This window comes from Hymenobacter glacialis (assembly GCF_001816165.1).
Classification (GTDB): domain Bacteria; phylum Bacteroidota; class Bacteroidia; order Cytophagales; family Hymenobacteraceae; genus Hymenobacter; species Hymenobacter glacialis.
Genome location: NZ_MDZC01000133.1, coordinates 59664 through 79396 on the forward strand (window position 1 = coordinate 59664; position 19733 = coordinate 79396).

At 59.1% G+C, this 19733-nt stretch carries 19 protein-coding genes; 16 read left to right on the top strand and 3 right to left on the bottom strand.

Annotated elements, in window-relative coordinates; translation table 11 throughout:
* Positions 1-3 precede the first annotated feature (3 nt).
* The 3 genes from BEN48_RS17440 to BEN48_RS17450 all read left to right on the top strand — a co-directional run bounded on the left by BEN48_RS17440 (position 4) and on the right by BEN48_RS17450 (position 2098).
* Positions 4-975 (top strand): polyprenyl synthetase family protein, encoded by a 972-nt coding sequence (locus tag BEN48_RS17440; protein WP_070736481.1) that lies wholly within the window; start codon positions 4-6, stop codon positions 973-975.
* Between the two features lie 103 nt (positions 976-1078).
* Positions 1079-1732, top strand: a complete 654-nt coding sequence (locus BEN48_RS17445) for a rhomboid family intramembrane serine protease (protein ID WP_070736482.1) — start codon at positions 1079-1081, stop codon at positions 1730-1732.
* Between the two features lie 96 nt (positions 1733-1828).
* The gene (locus tag BEN48_RS17450) at positions 1829-2098 is read left to right on the top strand and encodes a PLD nuclease N-terminal domain-containing protein (protein ID WP_083321187.1); all 270 of its coding nucleotides are present in this window, start codon (positions 1829-1831) and stop codon (positions 2096-2098) included.
* A gap of 109 nt (positions 2099-2207) precedes the next feature.
* Here the strand turns inward: BEN48_RS17450 and BEN48_RS17455 are convergent, their stop codons facing one another.
* Positions 2208-2831: a hypothetical protein gene (locus BEN48_RS17455; RefSeq protein WP_070736484.1), complete on the bottom strand. Its 624-nt coding sequence runs from the start codon at positions 2829-2831 to the stop codon at positions 2208-2210.
* Positions 2832-2976: 145 nt separating this feature from the next.
* Between BEN48_RS17455 and BEN48_RS17460 the strand changes: the two genes are divergently transcribed.
* Complete coding sequence (locus BEN48_RS17460) at positions 2977-3840, top strand: glycerophosphodiester phosphodiesterase family protein (protein ID WP_070736485.1); 864 nt, start codon at positions 2977-2979, stop codon at positions 3838-3840.
* 280 nt (positions 3841-4120) lie between these two features.
* The gene (locus BEN48_RS17465) at positions 4121-4507 is read left to right on the top strand and encodes a helix-turn-helix domain-containing protein (RefSeq protein ID WP_070736486.1); all 387 of its coding nucleotides are present in this window, start codon (positions 4121-4123) and stop codon (positions 4505-4507) included.
* 660 nt (positions 4508-5167) lie between these two features.
* Here BEN48_RS17465 and BEN48_RS17470 read toward each other — a convergent pair.
* Positions 5168-5473, bottom strand: coding sequence for a DUF721 domain-containing protein (locus tag BEN48_RS17470; RefSeq protein WP_070736487.1), 306 nt, complete (start codon positions 5471-5473; stop codon positions 5168-5170).
* A gap of 69 nt (positions 5474-5542) precedes the next feature.
* Entirely contained in the window at positions 5543-6655 is a 1113-nt protein-coding gene (recF, locus tag BEN48_RS17475; RefSeq protein WP_070736488.1) for a DNA replication/repair protein RecF, read from the bottom strand.
* A 221-nt stretch (positions 6656-6876) separates the two neighbouring features.
* On the opposite strand from recF, the gene pdhA reads away from it, so the two are divergent.
* From pdhA to BEN48_RS17530, 11 genes are all read left to right on the top strand, one after another.
* Positions 6877-7908, top strand: a complete 1032-nt coding sequence (gene pdhA / locus BEN48_RS17480) for a pyruvate dehydrogenase (acetyl-transferring) E1 component subunit alpha (RefSeq protein WP_094122981.1) — start codon at positions 6877-6879, stop codon at positions 7906-7908.
* 117 nt (positions 7909-8025) lie between these two features.
* The gene (locus BEN48_RS17485; protein ID WP_125932713.1) at positions 8026-8799 is read left to right on the top strand and encodes a tetratricopeptide repeat protein; all 774 of its coding nucleotides are present in this window, start codon (positions 8026-8028) and stop codon (positions 8797-8799) included.
* A 124-nt stretch (positions 8800-8923) separates the two neighbouring features.
* Positions 8924-9400, top strand: a complete 477-nt coding sequence (ribH, locus tag BEN48_RS17490) for a 6,7-dimethyl-8-ribityllumazine synthase (RefSeq protein ID WP_035559585.1) — start codon at positions 8924-8926, stop codon at positions 9398-9400.
* A 186-nt stretch (positions 9401-9586) separates the two neighbouring features.
* Positions 9587-9970: a TraR/DksA family transcriptional regulator gene (locus BEN48_RS17495; RefSeq protein ID WP_070736489.1), complete on the top strand. Its 384-nt coding sequence runs from the start codon at positions 9587-9589 to the stop codon at positions 9968-9970.
* Between the two features lie 195 nt (positions 9971-10165).
* Positions 10166-12169: a pseudouridine synthase gene (locus BEN48_RS17500; RefSeq protein WP_070736490.1), complete on the top strand. Its 2004-nt coding sequence runs from the start codon at positions 10166-10168 to the stop codon at positions 12167-12169.
* A 166-nt stretch (positions 12170-12335) separates the two neighbouring features.
* A complete protein-coding gene (locus tag BEN48_RS17505; protein ID WP_070736564.1) occupies positions 12336-13076 on the top strand; it encodes a type III pantothenate kinase in 741 nt (246 codons plus the stop codon).
* Positions 13063-14391, top strand: coding sequence for a hypothetical protein (locus tag BEN48_RS17510; protein WP_125932714.1), 1329 nt, complete (start codon positions 13063-13065; stop codon positions 14389-14391). Before BEN48_RS17505 ends, BEN48_RS17510 begins: the two co-directional genes overlap by 14 nt.
* A 28-nt stretch (positions 14392-14419) precedes the next feature.
* The gene (lptC, locus tag BEN48_RS17515) at positions 14420-15004 is read left to right on the top strand and encodes an LPS export ABC transporter periplasmic protein LptC (RefSeq protein ID WP_083321189.1); all 585 of its coding nucleotides are present in this window, start codon (positions 14420-14422) and stop codon (positions 15002-15004) included.
* A gap of 61 nt (positions 15005-15065) precedes the next feature.
* Entirely contained in the window at positions 15066-15329 is a 264-nt protein-coding gene (locus tag BEN48_RS17520; RefSeq protein ID WP_070736492.1) for a hypothetical protein, read from the top strand.
* A 244-nt stretch (positions 15330-15573) separates the two neighbouring features.
* Complete coding sequence (locus tag BEN48_RS17525) at positions 15574-17700, top strand: peptidylprolyl isomerase (RefSeq protein ID WP_070736493.1); 2127 nt, start codon at positions 15574-15576, stop codon at positions 17698-17700.
* A 185-nt stretch (positions 17701-17885) separates the two neighbouring features.
* Positions 17886-19727 (top strand): tetratricopeptide repeat protein, encoded by a 1842-nt coding sequence (locus BEN48_RS17530; RefSeq protein ID WP_241502320.1) that lies wholly within the window; start codon positions 17886-17888, stop codon positions 19725-19727.
* The last annotated feature ends 6 nt before the right edge of the window (positions 19728-19733 follow it).

Here is a 19733-nt window from a genome sequence, read left to right on the forward strand (position 1 = left end):
CCTATGACCCCAGCCGACTTCCCCGCTAACATCACCGCCGCCCTCGCTCAACTCGACTACGGCCAGGCTCCTGACACCCTCTATGCGCCCATCCGCTACATCATGGGTCTGGGCGGCAAGCGCATCCGGCCGCTGCTCACGCTGCTCGGTGCCCACCTCTTCACCGACGAGCTTGGCGGCATCATCAAGCCAGCCTTGGCCACCGAGGTCTTCCATAACTTCACCCTGCTGCACGACGACCTGATGGACCAGGCGCCCCTGCGCCGCGGCCAGGCCACGGTGCACGAAAAGTGGAACCCCAACGTGGCCATTCTCTCCGGCGATGTGATGCTGGTGCGGGCCTATGAGCTATTCCTTGAGGTAGAGCCGACGCTGTTGCCGCGCATCCTCGCCCGCTTCGGCCAGACGGCGGCCGAGGTCTGCGAAGGCCAGCAGTGGGACATGAATTTTGAGACCGAAGCCCAGGTGAGCATTGCCCAATACCTGGACATGATTCGCCTAAAAACGGCCGTCCTGCTAGGCTTCTGCCTGGAGCTGGGCGCCCGCCTGGCCGGCGCCACCGAGGAAGATGCCGAGCACCTGCGCCAGTTCGGCACCGACATCGGCCTGGCCTTCCAGCTGCGCGACGACCTGCTGGATGTGTACGGCGACGCCGCCACCTTCGGCAAGCGCGTGGGCGGCGACATCGTGGCCAACAAAAAGACCTTCCTGCTGCTCACCGCTCAGGCCCAGGCCAACGAGTCGCAGCAGGCCATCCTGCGCCAGCTTATTGCCCAGCCCGTGACCGATGCCGACGCCAAAGTAGCCGCCGTGCGCGCCATCTACGACGAGCTCGAAATTCGCCCGCAGACGGAGGCGCTCATCAACGACTACTTCCAGGATGCCCTGCAGCACCTGGAGCGCGTAGCGGCCCCGCAGGAGCGCAAACAGCCCCTGCACCAGCTGACGCTGCAGCTCATGGACCGCGAAAGCTAATTAGTTGCCCGTTGTTAGTTGCCGGCTGTCAGGATGCTTATGACTGCCTCTGCTGAGCACTAACAACCGACGACTAACACTGACAACTACACCCCCTTTTACTGTGCTCGACCCTATTATCATTCTCATCGGCCTCACGGTCGCCATCTCCGTCTACGCCTGGTCGAAGGACGAGCTGATGAACTCCTGGATACTGGAGCCTTACCGCATGGCCCGCTCCGACGGCCAGTGGTACCGCTTGCTCACTTCCGGCTTCCTGCACGCCGACTGGGCCCACTTGCTTTTCAACATGTTTGCCTTCTATTCCTTCGGCCCGGTGGTGCTCCGCACGCTGGTGGCAGGCTATGGCGAAGGGGCGGGTCTGGGGCTGTTTCTGCTGCTGTACCTGGGCGGCATCATCCTCTCCGATTTGCCCACTTACTTCCGTCACCGCAACGACCCCGGCTACCGCAGCCTCGGCGCGTCGGGCGGGGTGTCGTCGGTGCTGTTTGCCAGCATCCTGCTGTTTCCGGTGAACAACAACGGGGGCGGCATTATCATCTTCCCCATCCCGATTCCCATTCAGCCCTTTGTCTTCGGCTTCCTTTACCTGGCCTATTCCTGGTACATGGGCCGCCGTCGGGGCGACAACATCAACCACGACGCCCACTTCTACGGTGCGCTCTTCGGCGTGGTGCTGCTGCTGGCCCTCATGCCTGCTGCCGCCCCGGAGTTCGTTAGCCAGATAAGCCTCTTTATTCAGGCAAAACTCTCATAATCAATAGGTTGTATAGCTGAATTCGCTTTATTATATCTATTTTTGGGGCTCTGCGTATTTGAGGGCAAGTTGTTTCTTTCATCTGACCTTTACACCATGAAATCCCTTCGTCACTTCACCTCCCGTTTGCCGCTCGCGGCTCTCCTGATGCCTTTGATGCTGCTGTTCACTTCCTGTGATGGTCGCAATGACAACGGTAGCCTTTCCATCTTTGGCGTGCTCTACGTCATCATGGCCATTGCGGCCCTGGTTAGCTTGCTCAAGCAGGACTGGAGCCTCACCAAAAAGCTTATCTGGGGTGCCATTATCTGGTTCTTTCCCTTTGGCGGTTCCATTATCTACTTCCTGTTTTCAGGCCGGAAGTAACCGCTCAAAACAGCAACAGCAAAAAGCCCCAACCAGTCATCTGGTCGGGGCTTTTTGCTGGGTTTAAGTAGATGGGCTGGCGCGCAGCCCAGGTATCGGCAGCCTTTTTCTATTGGTTGAGCAGTCGCTTTTTTTCGAGTCGCGCTACACCGCGTAGCAGCTCGCCGCTGTTCGTAATCTGGGTCATCTGCCAATGGTCGCCCAAACGGCGCAGCTTCACTTCTACCACCATGGTGGTGTCGTACTTGGGCTGCGATACCTCCAGGCCCACGTAAGCATTGTCGCCTTCCTCGCGGCTGTACTTGATGCCTTTGAACTGGCTGTCGGCGCTCACCACGCGGCTGGCCAGCCCGGTCAGCGAGACGTTCACAACGTGTTTCGGCGCTGCATCTGCTGCCGCCTGCAGCGAACCTGTCTCCACGTAGCGTTCCACTTCTTTGTGGGCCGCTTTGGCCAGAGCCGGCTTCAGCATCCGCAATGCCCCGCCCATCATCAGCCCGCCGCCTGGTACCAGCGACGCCAGCGCTGAGCCCTGTTGGGCCACGTCGTCCACCAGGTGACTGGTCACGCTGCTCACGTCCACGTACTTCTCAAACGCGGCCATGTCGTGCGACTGCACCGCCGCTGCGGCCATCACCAACGCTCCTTCCGGCCCGTTCTTCAAGCTCTGGTAGTAATAGTATCCTCCGGCCCCCAGGGCTATCAGCAATACAAGCAACAGTAGTTTTTTCATGGGTACCTAAGCAATAAGGTTGAACCACGAAATTACCCCAAACCCCGGGTTTCAGCGTTGCTGTCGTATAGCAAGGAGCATTGTGCTAAGGCCTGACGTAAGAGCATGGTTTACCTGTTGACTTTTGAATTCTTATCCTTGTGCCATGCTCTCCCCCTCTAATAGCCTCCCTGCGCCTTTGCGCCCGGAAGTGCACGGCCACCGCGGCTGTCGCGGCCTGCGCCCCGAAAACACCCTGCCTGCCTTCCTGCACGCCCTGACACTAGGCGTTGATGTCATCGAATTAGACGTCGTCATCTCGGCTGATAAACAAGTTGTCGTATCCCACGAACCCTGGCTCAACCCGCTCATTTGCCTCGGCCCCGCTGGTGAATCCATTTCATTGGCAGATGGCCGGAATTACAACCTATACCAGGTGCCCTACGCCACCATCCGGCGTTGCGACTGCGGACAGCTTCGTCATCCTAGCTTCCCGGAGCAGGCTTCTCAACCTGCTTATAAGCCCCTGTTAAGCGAGGTGTTCTCTATCCTGAGAAGCGCCACAGCCAGCCTCGGCCGGCCGCCAGTCAGCTACTCGGTAGAAATAAAATGCACCCCAGCGGGAGACAACGTGTTCCACCCAGCGCCCGCCGAATTTTTCGACTTGGTGGTGGCCGAGCTGACCGCAGCCGAGGTCTCGGAGCGCACCACGCTGCTGTGTTTTGATGCGCGCATCCTGGAACTGGCCCACCGCCTACGGCCCGATCTAGCCACTTGCTTCTTACTCGAAGACCAACTGCCGTGGGCCTCAAGCCTGCACCAGCTTGAATTCCTTCCCAGCACTTTTGGCCCCGATGCAACCACCATCACACCCGCCGCGGTTGATGCTTTGCGAAGTGAATTTCCCAGCCTCCGCCTGGTGCCTTGGACTGTAAACAACCCCACCGATATGCAACGCCTGTTAGCCCTGGGTGTGGACGGCATGACAACCGATTACCCTGACCGGTTGCTCTCATTGCTTTCTGCTTAGTAAACAGAATTTCCTGCGTGGTACAAATAGTTATATGTGCCGCCTAATCTTGGCCTGCTGACTTCAGCAGGCCTTTTTGTTATTGTAACGCAAAGCTCATAATGTGTTACAAGATAATTTTGTAACACTTTGGTGATACGTAATATTTGTACACATTTACGTTTTATGTGTTACATGTTATGCTGTAATGTAATAACAATGCATTTTAAAAACAGAAACATATTTGTTTAATTCGTGCATAGTGTACATATTTGCATAAGCGTTACACACCGCGTTTATTATGACACATCAAGGGGAAATCCTGCAGGAGGCTATCAAAAACAGCGGTATTTCCATTACGCGTATCGTAGAGGAGTTGGGTATTACACGTCCAACCATTTATCGTAAATTCAAAGAAGAAACAATTGATTACAACTTCGTAAAAAGAATAGGTGATATTATTAATCACGACTTTTCCAACGACTTTACAGTTGTTCAACAATCGTCACTTCCTTTTGTAACGCCTGCCATTAAATCGGTTGTTACAAACAGTGTTACACCTCGTGTAACACAAGTCCAAAACCTCGAATCCGACCCATCTAAGCAGCTTTTAGTGCTCCAGACTAAGTATATAGCCCTTTTAGAGGCATACAATGAACTTCTGCTAAAAGTGTATGGACCTAAGTAACAAAAATGTTCCACGTGAAACATTTTTGTTCATGGCTTGGCTAGCGTTTTAACCCTAAAAGGGCTATTGTTTAGTTTTAAGAGGCGATTTTGCCTATTCGCCCATGCTCAAGGATGTGCCGAAGAGTCGCCTTTAAAGGGCTTGTCGAGCAAGACCTCCAAGAGGCGTAGGGGCCGTTGGATGTATTACATCCCCCCCCCTTAAAGTGTTTGGTTTGGGCGGCATTATTAGCCGAAGCGAAGTCCTGTCCCAACGAACAAAAGATGCTGCGATAGTTATCAATCCTGTGGGATGACTGGCGCTGAACAAAGGGGAGTCTACTCCGTTTGCAAGCCAGGCCACGTGCCTAACGAAAGAAATTGGGCGCTAAACAAAGTAGCCGGAGGGGAGGGGTTTCGGATATTGCAGAAGTATGCTGTTGCTCTTGGTGCGGGGCCTGTTATGTTGAGTCAACCAAGCGCCCTGTCACCTCTGGGAAGTTCGGCCTGAAACCAAAATTGAGGGTAATGACAAAGTCATTCGCAGGCCCAAAATGACAGCCGTATAAGCCTGCTAAAAAACTTGTAATATTGGAATAGGTGAGGCGAAGAGCAGTCCCAACGGCGCAAGAAGACCTGGGCCCATCCATGGAATAGGGCAGACGGGAGAGGGCTATGCAGCCTACAGGAAAATAACTTCCTTAATCACTGTTTCACCGACCTCGGCGTTGATGAGTTCAGCGACTCGGGTCTTGGCCATGAGCAGCTCGTGCTTGAGAGGCGCGGAAGTGAGGCGGACAAAAAGCCGGCCCTGATTAACATAGACCTCTTTGGTCTTTAGAGCAACGGCCTTCCCCATTACCCGCTCCCAACTCGATACTACCGTTACCTCGTTAAGCTTCCCTTGGAGACGGTAGGTTCGAACCAATGCCTCAAGTCCCTCCTTGAGGGAAATATCACCGGAGCGGGAAGGAGACTTTTTTACCATGCAGACAAGCCAAAAGGAGCGAGCGTAACGTTCTGCTTTTGGTGCTGTAAAGGTAGCGCTGCGAGATGGCTAAACAGGTGCCACTGCCCCATCCTGCACTCGGAATCGGAGGATGGGGATGCTTACCCGTGCCAGGGCCTGGTCGGTTCGTTCCAGGTTGGTGTCAGTGAGGAATACCTGGCCGAAGGTTTCATCGGCTACCAATTCCAGTAGTCGGGCGATGCGCTTGTCATCAAGGCGGTCAAAAATATCGTCGAGCAGCAGCAGGGGCTTGTGGTGTTGGGTGGCCGCGAGCATCTCAAACTGAGCCAGCTTGAGAGCAATAGCAAAAGACTTTTGCTGGCCCTGCGAGGCGTGGCTTTTCACCGGTTGCTCATCCATTAAGAACACGAAATCGTCGCGGTGAGAACCAGTAGTGCTGCGTTGCAGAGCGAAGTCGCGGCGCTCATTACTTCGCAGGAGTTCAACAAAGTTAGCCCCCAGGAGCTGGCTCTTATAGGTTAGGGTAACGGTTTCGCGCCCATCGGCCAACTGCTGGTAGTGGCGCTGGAAGATGGGGACGTATCCAGCCAGGAAGGCTTCTCGCAAAACAGTCAGCTGTGTGCCGATGGGAGCCAGCTGCTCATCAAGCGCCAGTAAGTAGTCGCGGTCAAATCCGTGGCTGGGGCGGTCGCCCTGCTTAAGTACGGCGTTGCGCTGGCGGAGCAAGGCATTATAGGAGATGAGCAACTCCAGAAACTCATGGTCGAGCTGCGCCATTAAACTATCAAAATACTTGCGGCGGTCCTCGCTCCCCTGCCGAATCAGGTCGGTGTCGTAGGGCGAGATGAGCACGGCGGGGTACTTTCCAATGTGGTCGGCCATGCGCTCATACGGCTGCTTGTTATGGGTCAGCGTCTTTTTCTGACCCAGGCGCAAGCTCACCTGAATAGTTTCCGGGTCGGAATCGGAACCTGAAGAGAAATTTCCCTTAACTACAAAGAAATCAGCACCTTGCTTGATGCATAAGGCATCCGATGCAGTTATTGCGCTCTTAGTCAGCGACAAATAGTGGATGGCGTCCAGCAAATTGGTTTTTCCGCTGCCGTTGTCGCCGATGAAGCAGTTCAGGCCGGGGGATAAACGAAGCGCTGCGTCGTCGTAATTTTTAAAAAAAAGCAGCTGCAGGGAGTCAAGGGTCATAAGGTTCGGTATTGCCAGCACTTTTACGTAATTTCGCCCTCCCAACGCGAAATATTATTTTCCTTTAACGAGCTATGGCAGATACGAAAGTAAAAGCTGCTTCTAAGAAATCGACGGCAACCAAGAGCGCAGCACCTGCGCCCAAGGGCAAAGCCAAGACCAAAGCGGCCACTACCGGCGGTCAGCCCGACCCCCTGATGCCTGGCACCGACGCACCCGAGATGGCCGCGTCCGGCACCGATTTGTCGAAGCAGGCCAAGGCGGGTACTTCCTTCCCCAAGGAAACCTACCTGCAGTGGTACGAGCAGATGCAGCTCATGCGCAAGTTTGAGGACAAGGCCGGCCAGCTCTACGGCCAGCAGAAGATTAAAGGTTTCTGCCACCTCTACATTGGCCAGGAGGCTTGCGTAGCGGGGCAGGTATCGGCGTTGGAAAAAGGCGACAAGTACATTACCGCTTACCGCGACCACGCCCACCCGCTGGCGCTGGGCACCTCGCCCAATGCCATCATGGCCGAGCTGTTTGCCAAAGCCACCGGCTGCTCCAAAGGCAAGGGGGGCTCGATGCACATGTTCGACAAAGAGGTTGGGTTTATGGGCGGCCACGGCATCGTGGGTGCCCAGGTGCCCATGGGCGCGGGCATTGCCTTTGCCGAGAAGTACAACAAGACCGGCAAGCTCTGCATCTGCTCCATGGGCGACGGCGCCGTGCGCCAGGGCGCCCTGCACGAGGCCTTCAACATGGCCATGCTGTGGAAGCTGCCCGTCATCTTCGTGATTGAGAACAACGGCTACGCCATGGGCACGTCGGTGCAGCGCACCTCCAACGTGCACGACCTCTACAAGATTGGCTTGAGCTACGACATGCCATCGGAGCCGGTGAACGGCATGCGCGTGGAAGACGTGCACGAAGCCGTGGTCCGCGCCGCCGAGCGCGCTCGTGCCGGCGAAGGCCCTACGCTGCTCGAGTTCAAGACCTACCGCTACAAGGGCCACTCCATGAGCGACCCCGCCAAGTACCGCACCAAAGAGGAGCTGGAAGACTACCGGCACCGCGACGCCATTGAAGGCGTGCGCCACACCATCCTCACCAACAAGTTTGCCACCGAGGCCGACCTGGAAGCCATCGACGAAAAAATCAAAGCCCAGGTGGCCGAGTCGGTGGAGTTTGCCGAAAACTCGCCCTATCCCACGCCCGACGAATTGTACAAGGACGTGTACGTGCAGGAGGACTACCCTTACATCCACGACTAAGTTGGAATAGCCTATAGCTACCAGCCCGCAGGCAGGAGCTTTTGCAAACGACGATAATCCTGATTTCCCCCATCAAAAGCTAGCAGCTGACAGCTAATAGCCAGCCGCTTCTCCACTATGTCGAAGATTCCATTTACTGGCAAAAGCCAGCAGGCCCGCCAGGGGCAACCCGTTCAGAACGTCTCGGCCGACCCGCTGGCGCCCGCCGAAAACCTAGCACCGGAAAACCCGCTGCTAGAAGACCCGGACGCTTTGGCTGCCCGCTTGGTGGAGTCAGAAGATTTCGTGCGCAACAACGGCAACGTGCTGCTGGTCATTTTGGCGGTGGTGGTGCTGGCAGTGGTGGGCGCTTTCGGCTTTTACTACTGGCGCAATACCCAGAACGAGAAAGCGCAGGCCAGCATGTTCCGCGCCGTAAACAACTGGGAAGCCGACTCGCTGAGCAAAGCCATTAAGGGCGACGGCAAGGCCCCCGGCCTGACCACCGTGGCCAACGAGTACGGCAGCACCAAAGCCGGCAACCTTGCCAACTTCTATGCCGGCGTAGCCTCGCTGAAGCAGGGCAAGTTCAAAGAGGCCCTCGATTACCTCGAAGACTTCAGCTCCGACGACTACCTGGTGCAGAGCCGCGCCTACGCCCTGATGGGCGACGCCCAATTGGAGATGAACAAATCCAAGGAAGCCGCCGACCTCTACGCCAAAGCCGCCGACCACAACGCCAACGAGTACTTCTCGCCCGGCTACCTGCTGAAGGAAGGCACGGCCCGCGAGCTGGCCAACGACAACGAAGGCGCCATTAAAGCCTACGACCGCATCATCAACGAATTCCCGACGGCCCAGGAAGTGGTGGAAGCCCGCCAGTTCAAGGCCAAGCTGGAAGGCGCCAAATAACCAACCCGTACCCCTACTTGTCATCCTGAGCGCAGCGAAGGACCTTGCCGCACCCGAACGCAACCCGTTCCATCGTGCCAAGGTCCGCCGCTGCGCTCAGGATGACTGCTTTTAACCCCACCCTATGGCTACTTCCCTCCAAAACCTCAGCGACTACGACGCTTCCACTTTCATCGACATCAGCGAGAAGCGCTTCGGGCTGGTGGTGGCCGACTGGAACCGCGAGATAACCGACGTGCTGAGCGCCGGCGCCTATGACACCCTGCTCAAGCACGGCGCCACGGCCGACAACATCTACCGCAACACCGTGCCCGGCAGCTTCGAGCTCACGCTGGGCGCCCAGTTCCTGGCGCAGCACGACGAAATGGACGCCGTGATTTGCCTGGGCGTGGTCATTCAGGGCGAAACCAAGCACGACGACTACATCTGCCACGCCGTGGCCCAGGGCATTACCCAGGTAGGGCTGAAGTTCAACAAACCCGTCATTTTTGGGCTCGTGACCACCAATACCCTGGAGCAGGCCTGGGACCGCGCCGGTGGCAAGCATGGCAATAAGGGCGTGGAAGCCGCCGTAGCAGCCATCCAAATGTTAGGTTTTTAGCATCCGACGGAAAAGCGGCCCTGAATCCCTAACTTTGCACCCGCAAAATGAAGCATGCAAAAGCTTTAAATTGAGGCAGCAGGCACTAGTAAACGCTGCCAAACCATTTAGCAGGCAGCGGTGTTGCCGCTCCATTGCCCAAGAGCACTTCCTTATTCAATTCCATAATTCCTTTTTACTCTTTCGATGAACGAAGACAACATTCGCTATTCCCGGGAAGACCTGAGCGAGTTCGACCAGATTATTCAAGATAAACTGACGGCGGCCCGCAAGGAGTTGGCGTTCATCAAGGAGACCCTGACCCGCAGCAACGATTCCGGTACCGACACCACTGCATCTTCGGCCAAAGTGCTGGAGGACGGCGCCGATACCGCCGAGAAGGAAAGCATGAACCAGTTGGCCTCGCGCCAGATGAAGTTCATTCAGCAGCTCGAAAACGCCCAGGTTCGCATCAAAAACGGCACCTATGGCGTGTGCATTGGCACGGGCAAGCTCATTCCGAAGGAGCGCCTGCGCGCTGTGCCCCACACCCAGCACTCCATCGAAGCCAAAATGGCGCGTCGCGACTAGTCTTCGCGAAGGCCCGAGGCCCGAATCTGTGGGCCGGCGCTGCGGCGGCCGGCTGGCAGGTTCGGGCTTTTGCTTTTATCTTAAGTGAATCATTTCCGCTACTACGGGCTTTATCCGGTCAGTAGACGAGAACACAACTCTGACAACCACGTTTTTCATCATACCGTAGCGATACGGCAAGCAATTCTTCAAGCCATGGGCAAGAAACATTTTTCAGACGATAAGTCGGACCGTCGCGGCGGCCGCAATGCAGGTGGCCCCGGAGGCTTCAGCAATAAAAACGAGCGTTCGGGCCCCGGCGGACCAGCTGGTCGCGGCGGCGACCGCGAGCGTGGCGGCGAGCGTGGCGGCTACTCCGCAGCCCGTCCCGGCAACGGCCGTCCGGCTACCAATGGCGCCTTTGGTCGCCCCGCTAACGGTGCCTTCGGTGGCGGCCGCAGCAACTCCGGCGACGGCGAGAAGCGCCCCTACGGCAGCAGCTATGGCGATAGCAACCGCGAAGGCGGCAGCGGCTTTGGCGGCAACAAAAGCTTTGGCAGTAAGAGCTTCGGCGGCAACAAAGAATATGGCCAGCGCGAGTCCGGCGGTTTCCGCCCCGGCGGCGACCGCCCCGAGCGCCCGCGCCTGGGCAAGGAGCAGCGCACCGGTACCAGCTACGGCCGTACCGCCGAACGCCCCGAGCGCGGCAACGACCGCGGCGAGCGTGGCAGCTACGGCAACGACCGTGGTGAGCAGCGCGGCCCGGCTGCGCCAGACGCCCGCCCCATCCGTCCGTATCAGGCCAAAGAAAACTGGAACGGCCAGCCCTACCGCCGCGAAGGCGAGAAGGCCGTGCCCCGGGGCATGCCCGGCGAGCGCAACCGCAAGTTTGAGAAGCAAAACCCCAACGAGCAGGCCGAAACCAGCGCCCCCCGCAACAGCGGCAGCTTTGGCCGAAGCACGCCCCGCGAGCCGGAAGATTTCCAGCGCAGCGAGGAGCGCGGCCCGAACCGGCCCATCCGGTCGGCTCGTCCGTTTCAGGCCGACCCGCCGCAGCCCCGCGAGGAGCGTGGCCCACGCGGCGATTTTGCCGGTGGCAGCGATGCTGACCGCCGCGGCGACGAAGCCGCGTTTGGCCGGAAGTTTACGCCCGGCGCTTTTGGCAAGCGTGAGAACACCACCTTCGGCGCCAGCCGCAGCACCAGCGAACGCCCCGGCACCTACGAGAAGCGCAGCACCGAGAAATGGACGCCCGCGCCTGGCAGCTTTGCCGAGCGCCGCGAGGCCCTAAAGGCCCAGGAGCGCAGCGTGCGCCGCTCGGGTACCGGCTACGGCAGTACCCCAGACAAGCCCCGCGCCGCCCGCCCGGCCGTGCAGGAAAACCGCGCCGACAAGCCCCGCTTTGGCGAGCGCCCCGGCGAGGCACCCGACTACAAAAACCTGAAGCACTACGAAAACGACAAAACCCGCGGCAACAAGCGCCGCCGCGAGGAGGAAGAGGATTTTGGTACCGACGAGCTGCGCCTGAACCGCTACATCGCCAACGCCGGCATCTGCTCGCGCCGCGAAGCCGATACGCTGATTGCCGCCGGCGAAATCAAAGTAAACGGCGAAGTGGTGACGGAGATGGGCTACAAAGTGCAGCCCGAAGATACCGTGCAGTACGGCAAGACCAACCTCAACCGCGAGAAGTCGGTGTATGTGCTATTGAATAAGCCCAAGGACTTCATCACGACCACAGAGGACCCCGAAGGCCGCCGCACGGTAATGGAGCTGGTAGCCAGCGCTTCGAAAGAGCGGATTTTCCCCGTGGGCCGGCTCGACCGCAACACCACGGGCCTGCTGCTCTTCACCAACGACGGCGAAGTAGCCCAGAAGCTCTCGCACCCTTCGCACAAAAACAAGAAAATCTACCAGGTTGAATTGAGCCAGCCCCTGGCCGAAGAGGACCTGCGCCAGATTGCTCAAGGCATCGAGCTGGAAGACGGCAAAGCCGTGGTAGACGATGTAGCCGTAGTGGCTGGCAACCCGCACTTTGTGGGCATCGAAATCCACATTGGCCGCAACCGCATTGTGCGCCGCATTTTTGAGCACCTCGGCTACGAAGTGGTGGCCTTGGACCGCGTGCAATACGCTGGCCTCACCAAAAAGGACCTGCCCCGCGGCAAGTGGCGCTTCCTGAGTGAGCAAGAGGTTATTCGGATGAAGTACTTCCTGTAATCAGCATATAACGAGTTTGGAAGAACTCAAAAAGAACGTCATGCTGAGCGCAGTCGAAGCATCTCTACCGCAATAGTAATTCCAGTCATTAGGATTACTTACCAGGTAAAGATGCTTGACTGCGCTCAGCATGACGTTCTTCTTTTGTTTCATTTTCGTAAAAAAAATGCGTACCCTCGCTCTCGACATCGGTAACACTGCCGTGAAAGCCGGCTGTTTCGAAGGCCTGCTGCTTCGCGATATGCAGGCGGGCCTCCCGGCCGCCGAGGTGCTGGCGCTCGTACGGCGGTGGCAACCAACTCACGTCATCGTGGCCTCGGTAGCCGAGGATGCGGCCTTGCGGGCAGACGAGTTGCGGGCGCTGGTGCCGGGCGAAATCCTGACGTTTTCGCCGGCCACTACGGCTGTACCGCTGCGCAACGCCTACGCCACGCCCCACACCCTGGGCGCCGACCGGCTGGCGGCGGCAGTAGGAGCGGCCGGGCTGCGGCCGGGCCGGCCCACGCTCATCATCGACGCGGGCACGGCCCTGAAGTTTGACGTAGTGACGGCCGATGAAACCTACCGCGGTGGCAGCATTGCGCCGGGCCTGAGCATGCGCTTTCGGGCCTTGCACACGTTTACGGGGCGGCTGCCGTTGCTGGAGCGGCCCGCCGCCGATGCAACGATTCCGCTCGTGGGCGACTCCACTACCAGTAGCCTGCTGAGCGGCGTGGTAAACGGCATGGTAGCCGAAATCGTGGACTTTATTGCTCAGTATCAGCGACTCTATCCCGGCATTGGGGTGTTGCTCACGGGCGGCGATGCTGCTTTTCTAGCGGCCCGGCTCCCGGCTCGTATCTTTGTGGTGCCTGAGCTGGTGCTGCTCGGCCTTAATCGGATTTTAGCTTATCATGTTGTCAAATAAAGAGATGGGTTGCCTGCGTTTGGGCTTGGTGGTGGCGGGTATAGCAGTTGCAATGGGGGGCGCGCAGGCGCAGGGCTTGGGCAATTCGCCCTACTCGCGCATCGCCTTGGGCGAATTCAAACCCAATACCGGCGGCGTGCGCCAGATGGGCATGGGCGGTGTGGGCCTGGCGGCGCCTAACGCCACGAACGTGAACGAGTTGAACCCGGCACTGTTGTACTATACCGGCCGCACCACGTTTGAAGCCGGCTTCAACGGGCAGTACAAAACCGTGAAGAATGCCACTTCCTCTAACCAGAGCGGTAGCGGCAACCTGGGATACCTCGCGCTGTCGGTGCCGCTGAGCACCCGCTGGGGTGCTGCTGTGGGTCTGAAATCCCTGACCGCTGTAGATTATGAAACCAACGCCATCCAGGACGTGGCCGGTACGCCGGTGCCCACCCGGGTGTTCACCCAGGCTAAGGGCGAAGGCGGTATTTCGGAGGCGTACCTGGGGCAGGGCATTCGCTTGGCCAAGGGCCTGACCGCGGGCTTTACCGCCTCCTACGTGTTCGGCGTTATCGACGAGACCAGCGGTTCCACTGTGCAGATTGACAACCGCTCCGACTCGCTGGTGAACGCCGTGAACCGGACGCATACGCGCTACTCGGACTTTGCTTTCCGTACCGGCGTGCACTACCGCTACAAAGTAGGCAAAACGCTCAACCTGAACGTGGCCGGCGTGTACGGCTTTGGCCACAACCTCAACGGGCAGAAAACCGTCACCCAGGAGCAGGAAAACAGGTCAGGCGGACTGATTAGCACGCCCAACACGGTGAGCGACGAACGCGGCAGCACTTATGTGCCCGCGTTGGCCCAGGTCGGCGTCAGCTTCGACAACGACAAGAACTGGAGCCTCAACCTCGATGCTTCGCAGCAGCAGTGGTCGAAATTTAATTCCTTCGGCTCGGCAGGCACGCCGCTAAACAACACCATGCGCGTGGGCCTGGGCGGCGAAATCACGCCCGACCCGGGCTCGGTAGACCATTACTTCCAGCGCGTGACGTACCGGGCCGGCCTGAATGTGGCCCAACTGCCTTACCAGCCCGGTGGCAAAATGCTGTATGACCGGGCCGTGAGCTGGGGCTTTGCGTTCCCGTTGCCCACGGCCACGCCGCTGGAAGCTACCACTTTCAGCCTGGGCTTCACCTACGGCGTGCGCGGCAACACTGACCTGCTGAACGCGGGCAGCAGCAACGTGCAGGAAACCTACATCCGCGGGCAGCTGGGCGTCACGCTCAACAACCGCTGGTTCATCAAGCGGCGCTTGCAGTAATCCACCGGGTTTAACCAGCTTCAGCACCTTGCACGATTTCAGACAACTGGCCGGAGGCGCACTGGTGGTGGCAGTGCTGGCCCTGGCCGGCTGCGATAAAAAAACCGCGACCGGCCCCAAGCTGGTCTACACCGGCCCGCTCACGGAAACCACCAACGTGAAGACGCTCTTCAGCGACTCGGCGAAGCTGAAATTCCAGCTCACTGCGCCGCTGCAGCAGCAGTTTGAGAACGGGGACGTGGTTTACCCCAAGGGCGTGAAGGTGATATTCTATTCGTCGGATGGCAGGCGGAACGTGGTGAACACCCTCACGGCGAAATACGGTAAGTCGGACAAGGCCACCAACATTTACACCATGCGCGGCAAAGTGGAGGTAGTGAACGTGCCGCAGGCCCAGCGCCTGGACACCGAAGAGTTGTTCTTTGACCAGAACAAGCAGCTGATTTACACCGACTCGGCCATGTTTGTGAAGGTCACCACGCCCACCGAGATGCTGACCGGTTATGGCCTCACGGCCAACCAGGACTTCTCCCGCTACGGCATCATCGACCCCAAGGGCGTATTCGCAGCGCCGGCTACCCAGGCCGCGCCCGCGCCGCAGCCGGTGAGGTAGCACACCCAGGCCGGTACTTTCTTCGGCGATAATCCGCTTATCGCCCCAACCCCTCAGCCCCATGACTTTCGATAAATCCCTCCTGCGCACCGTGCTTTTCGCCCTGGGCGTGGTGTCGTTTGTAATCGGCGTGTACGAGACCATTCTCTACAACGACATAGCCCGTAACTACTGGATTTTTATGATTTCGATGTTCTGCTGGCTGCCGCTGCTGTACTGGCGGCAGCAGGAGCGGCTGGCCGCGAAAGTGGCCGAGGAAAAAGCAAAGCTGGCGAAGAAGGCCCAGGCCAGAACGCCGGCCAAATCAACCAAAAAACGCCGCTAAACGCCGCTAAGCGCGGCCCCCGCCCCCAGCCCGTGGGCGCCACCAGGCAGACCCCAGCGGTTTTGCCAGCCGGCTTCGGTACTTAAAATCAGTTAAAACTTTGATTACCGGTCAAATTCTGGTTATTTTGCGCCTCTTTTGACCACCTACAAGAAGTGTCAGTGGCCCGTTGTCAGGTTTTAGTTTGTACTGAACCACTGCCTCGGAACTGACCCCCGACCATTAAATAACCGACAACTAGTAAATGGCTTTAATTAACACGATTCGAGAAAAATCAGGGGTGGCAGTCGGCCTCGTGGCGGTAGGCATGGTGCTCTTTATTGTGGGCGGCGACTTGGTGGGTGGCAACAGCCGCCTCTTCAACCGCGACCAAACCGTGGTGGGCGAAGTAGCCGGCCAGAAGGTGGAGCTCGAAGAATACAACAACTCGCTGGAGCAGGCCAAGCAGGCCTTCATCACGCAGCAGCAGCGCCAGCCCGACGACCAGGCCATGGGCTACCTCCGCGACCAGGCCTGGAACCAGACCATCTACCGCCTGGCGTTTCAGCCGGAGTGGGAGAAGCTGGGCCTGACCGTGTCCGACGACGAGTTGGTGGACATGGTGCAGGGCGACAACATCAACCCCGGCATCAAGCAGGCTTTCACCGACCAGCAGACGGGCCAGTTCGACAAGGCGCGGCTGATTGAGTACCTGAAAAACCTCGACAAGCTGCCCCCCGAAAACCAGGCCGCCTGGCAGAACTTCGAAGCCAACCTGCCTGCCGAGCGCCTCGCCAACAAGTACAACGCCCTGCTGAAAAACTCGGTGTACGTGACCACGGCCGAAGCCAAGCGCTACAACACGCTGCAAAACACCAAGGCCACGGTGAAGTACCTGTTTGTGCCCTACGCCAGCATCTCCGACTCGGCCGTGAAAGTGACCGATGCGCAGCTGCAGGCCTACCTCGACAAAAACAAGAGCAAGTATAAAGTAGAAGACGGCCGCTCGGTGGAGTACGTAGCCATTCCGGTGCTGGCCTCGAAAGAAGACAGCACCAGCGTGAAAGCCACCATTGCCGAACTGGCCACCCAGTTTGCTTCGGCCCCGGTAGACTCGCTGTTTGTGTCGGCCAACTCGGAGCAGCCTTACAACAAGGCCCTCCGCAGCCCTGCCGACCTGCCCGAAGAGCTGCGCAAGCAGCTGCCCCTGACCCAGGGCCGCATCTACGGTCCATTTGCCGAGAACGGCACCTACTCGCTCTACAAAGTGAGCGCTGTGGGCACCGGCACGCAGTCGGCTGCTCGCGCCAGCCACATCCTCATCAAGGCCGATGGCGCCACGCCCGAAGCCAAAGCCGCCGCGAAAGCCAAGGCGCAGGACATCCTGAGCAAAATCAAAGCCGGGGCCGATTTCGGCGCCATGGCCCGCCAGTTCGGTACCGACGGCACCAAGGACCAGGGCGGCGACCTGGGCTGGTTCGGCCAGGGCCGCATGGTACCCGAGTTTGAGAAAGCCATTTTTGGTGCCGGTGCTACCGGCCTGCTCCCCAACGTAGTGGAAACTTCGTTTGGCTACCACGTTATCAAGGTAACGGCGGCGCCCACCAAGCAGACCTACCAGGTAGCCGAGGTGAAGAAAACCATTGTGCCCAGCGACGCTACCCGCGAGGTGGCTTACGCCAAAGCCCAGCAGCTGAAGGGCGAAGCCACCGACCTGGAAAGCTTCCGCGCCCTGTCGACCAAGGACAAAACCCTGGTGCGCCAGGAAGCCAAAAACCTGGACCGCGCCGCGCGCAGCGTCAACAACCTGCAGAACGCCCGCGAGCTGGTGCGTTGGGCCTTCGGCTTCAACCAGACCGGCAACGACACCAAGGTAGGCGACGTGTCGGAAGTATATGAGATGGGCGACCAGTACGTCATTGCTGCCCTCACGGACGAGCGCGCCAAAGGCACCGCCAGCATAGCCAACCTGAAGCCCGAGCTGTCAGCCATGGTGCGCAACGAAGAGAAGGCCAAGCAGATTATGGCCAAGCTGCCCAAAACCGGTACCCTGGAAGAAATGGCTGCCAAATACGGTTCTACCGCTCAGGTGGGCACTTCTACTGACATCGTCCTCGGTCAGGGCAACTTCCCCAACGTCGGCTTCGAGCCGGTGGCCGTGGGCAAAGCCTTTGGCTTGAAGCCCGGCCAGAAGTCGGCCGCTATCCAGGGCGAACAGGGCGTACTGATAATCGAGCCAGTGAACGTGGCCGCGCCCCAGGCGCCCGCTGCCGACCTGAAAGCCCTGCAGACGCAGCTCGCCCAGCAGCGCTCCCAGCAGCAGGATGGCAAGGTGTACGAGGCCATCAAGGCCCAGGCCAACGTGAAAGACAACCGCACGAAGTTTTTCTAGGAAGCGAATCCCTCCGTTTGAAAAGGGCCGTACCTTCGGGGGCGGCCCTTTTTTGTTTTCAACAACTTTGCCATTGCCAAGCAAACAAGTGTACTGCGCTGGCTGGTTGTAGGTTGAACGAACGGCCGCAAGGAGCGTGTTTAGCTGGCACGCTGCCGGTGGGGGCAGTGCCCACTTCGCGTGAAATGACTATCGAACTTATGCGTCCGCTTTCTCTAGTAGTAGCTTTCTCTTTGTTGCTGGCTGTACCAGCGCACGCCCAGGCGCCCTCTAAAGGCTGGGCACCGGTGAGCAGCAACGCCCTGGCCAACGACTACGCCCGCCGCGGCGAGCACGAGAAAGTGGTGTTTCTGTTTGAGCGGCTATCGGCCGGGGAGCAAACCAGCCCGGAGGTATTCCCCGTGTACCTCGCGTCGCTACAGGCCCTGAAACGCTACAAGGAAGCCGAAAAACTGGCTAAGAAAGCCGTGAAGCTGCGGCCCGAAGATGCGGGCATGGGCGTGGCGCTGGGGGGCGTGTATGCCGCCGCCGGCGATGCCCCCGCCGCCGAAAAGCAATGGCAAAAAGTGCTGGCCCAGCTCACGCCCCCGCAGGTGCTGCCGATAGCCACCGAGTTTGGCCGCCGCGAGCTGCCCGAGTGGGCCGAGCGCACCTACCTGCGCGGCCGCGTCCTAGCCAAAAACGACTCCGAGTACGCGCCGCAGCTGATTCAGCTTTACACCCAAAGCCAGAACCAACCCCAGGTACTGGCCGAAACCCTGCGCCTGATAGCGCAGGACGAAAAGCAGCTGCCCTTTGTGCGCAACATGCTGCAGAATGCCCTGCGCGAAGAAAAGGACTTCGAAGCGCTGGAAAAGCTGCTGCTGGCCGCCGTTCAGCAGCACCCCGAGCAGGCGTCGTACAGCGAGCTGCTGCTGTGGCTGCAGGTGCAGCGCAAAGACTTTGGCGGGGCCCTGGTGCAGGCGCGGGCCCTGGACCGCCGCGGCCGCGGCGAAGGCGTGCGCGTGATGGAGCTGGCCAGCATTGCCCAGCAGAACAAGGACTACGAAAGTGCCATCGAGGGCTATGCCTACGTAGCCAAAGAGTACCGCAGCGGCCCCTACGGCAACGTTGCCCGGCAGCGCCTCCTGCAGGTGCGCGAGGCCCAGGTGCGCGAAACCTACCCCGTGGATGCCACCAAGGTGCGTGCTCTGGTGGCCGACTACGAGCAGCTTCTGGCCGAGCTGGGCAGCACGCCCGAAACGGCGCCCGTGCTGCGCAACCTGGCCAACCTGCACGCCTTTCAGCTGAATGATCGAGCCAAGGCCATGGCCTTGCTGCAGGAGGTAATAGACATGCCCCGCGTGAGCAGCGACGTGGTGGACGAGGCCAAGGTGACCCAGGGCGACCTGTACCTGCTGAAGGGTGAGCCCTGGGAGGCTACGCTGCTGTATTCGCAGGTAGAAAAGTCCCACAAAGACTCGCCGCTGGGCTACGAAGCCAAGCTGCGCAACGCCCGCCTGAGCTACTACGCCGGCGATTTTAAGCTCGCCCAAAGCCACTTGGACATTCTGAAAGAGGCCACCACCCGCGAAATTGCCAACGACGCCATGCAGCTCTCGCTGCTCATTCAGGACAACACCGTGGAAGACACGCTGGGCCTGGGCCTGCGGGCCTACGCCGCCGTGGAGCAGCTGGTGTTTCAGAATAAGATTAAAGAGGCCATTGCGGGCCTCGATGCGCTGCTGGACAAGTTCCCCGGCCATCCGCTCTCCGACGATACCTACTACCTCAAAGCGCAGCTCCAGCGGCGCACCGGCGACTTCCCTGGCGCCATAGCCACGCTGGAGCGCATCACCGGCAACCCCAAGTACGATGTGCTGAGCGACGACGCGCTGTTTTTGCTCGCCCGCATTCAGGAAGAGGACGTGAAGGACAAAGCCAAAGCCCAGGAGCTCTACAACCAGGTAATTACCAAATACCCCGGCAGCATCTACGTGGCCGAGGCCCGCAAGCGCTTCCGCAAGCTGCGCGGCGACGGCGTGTAGGAACGC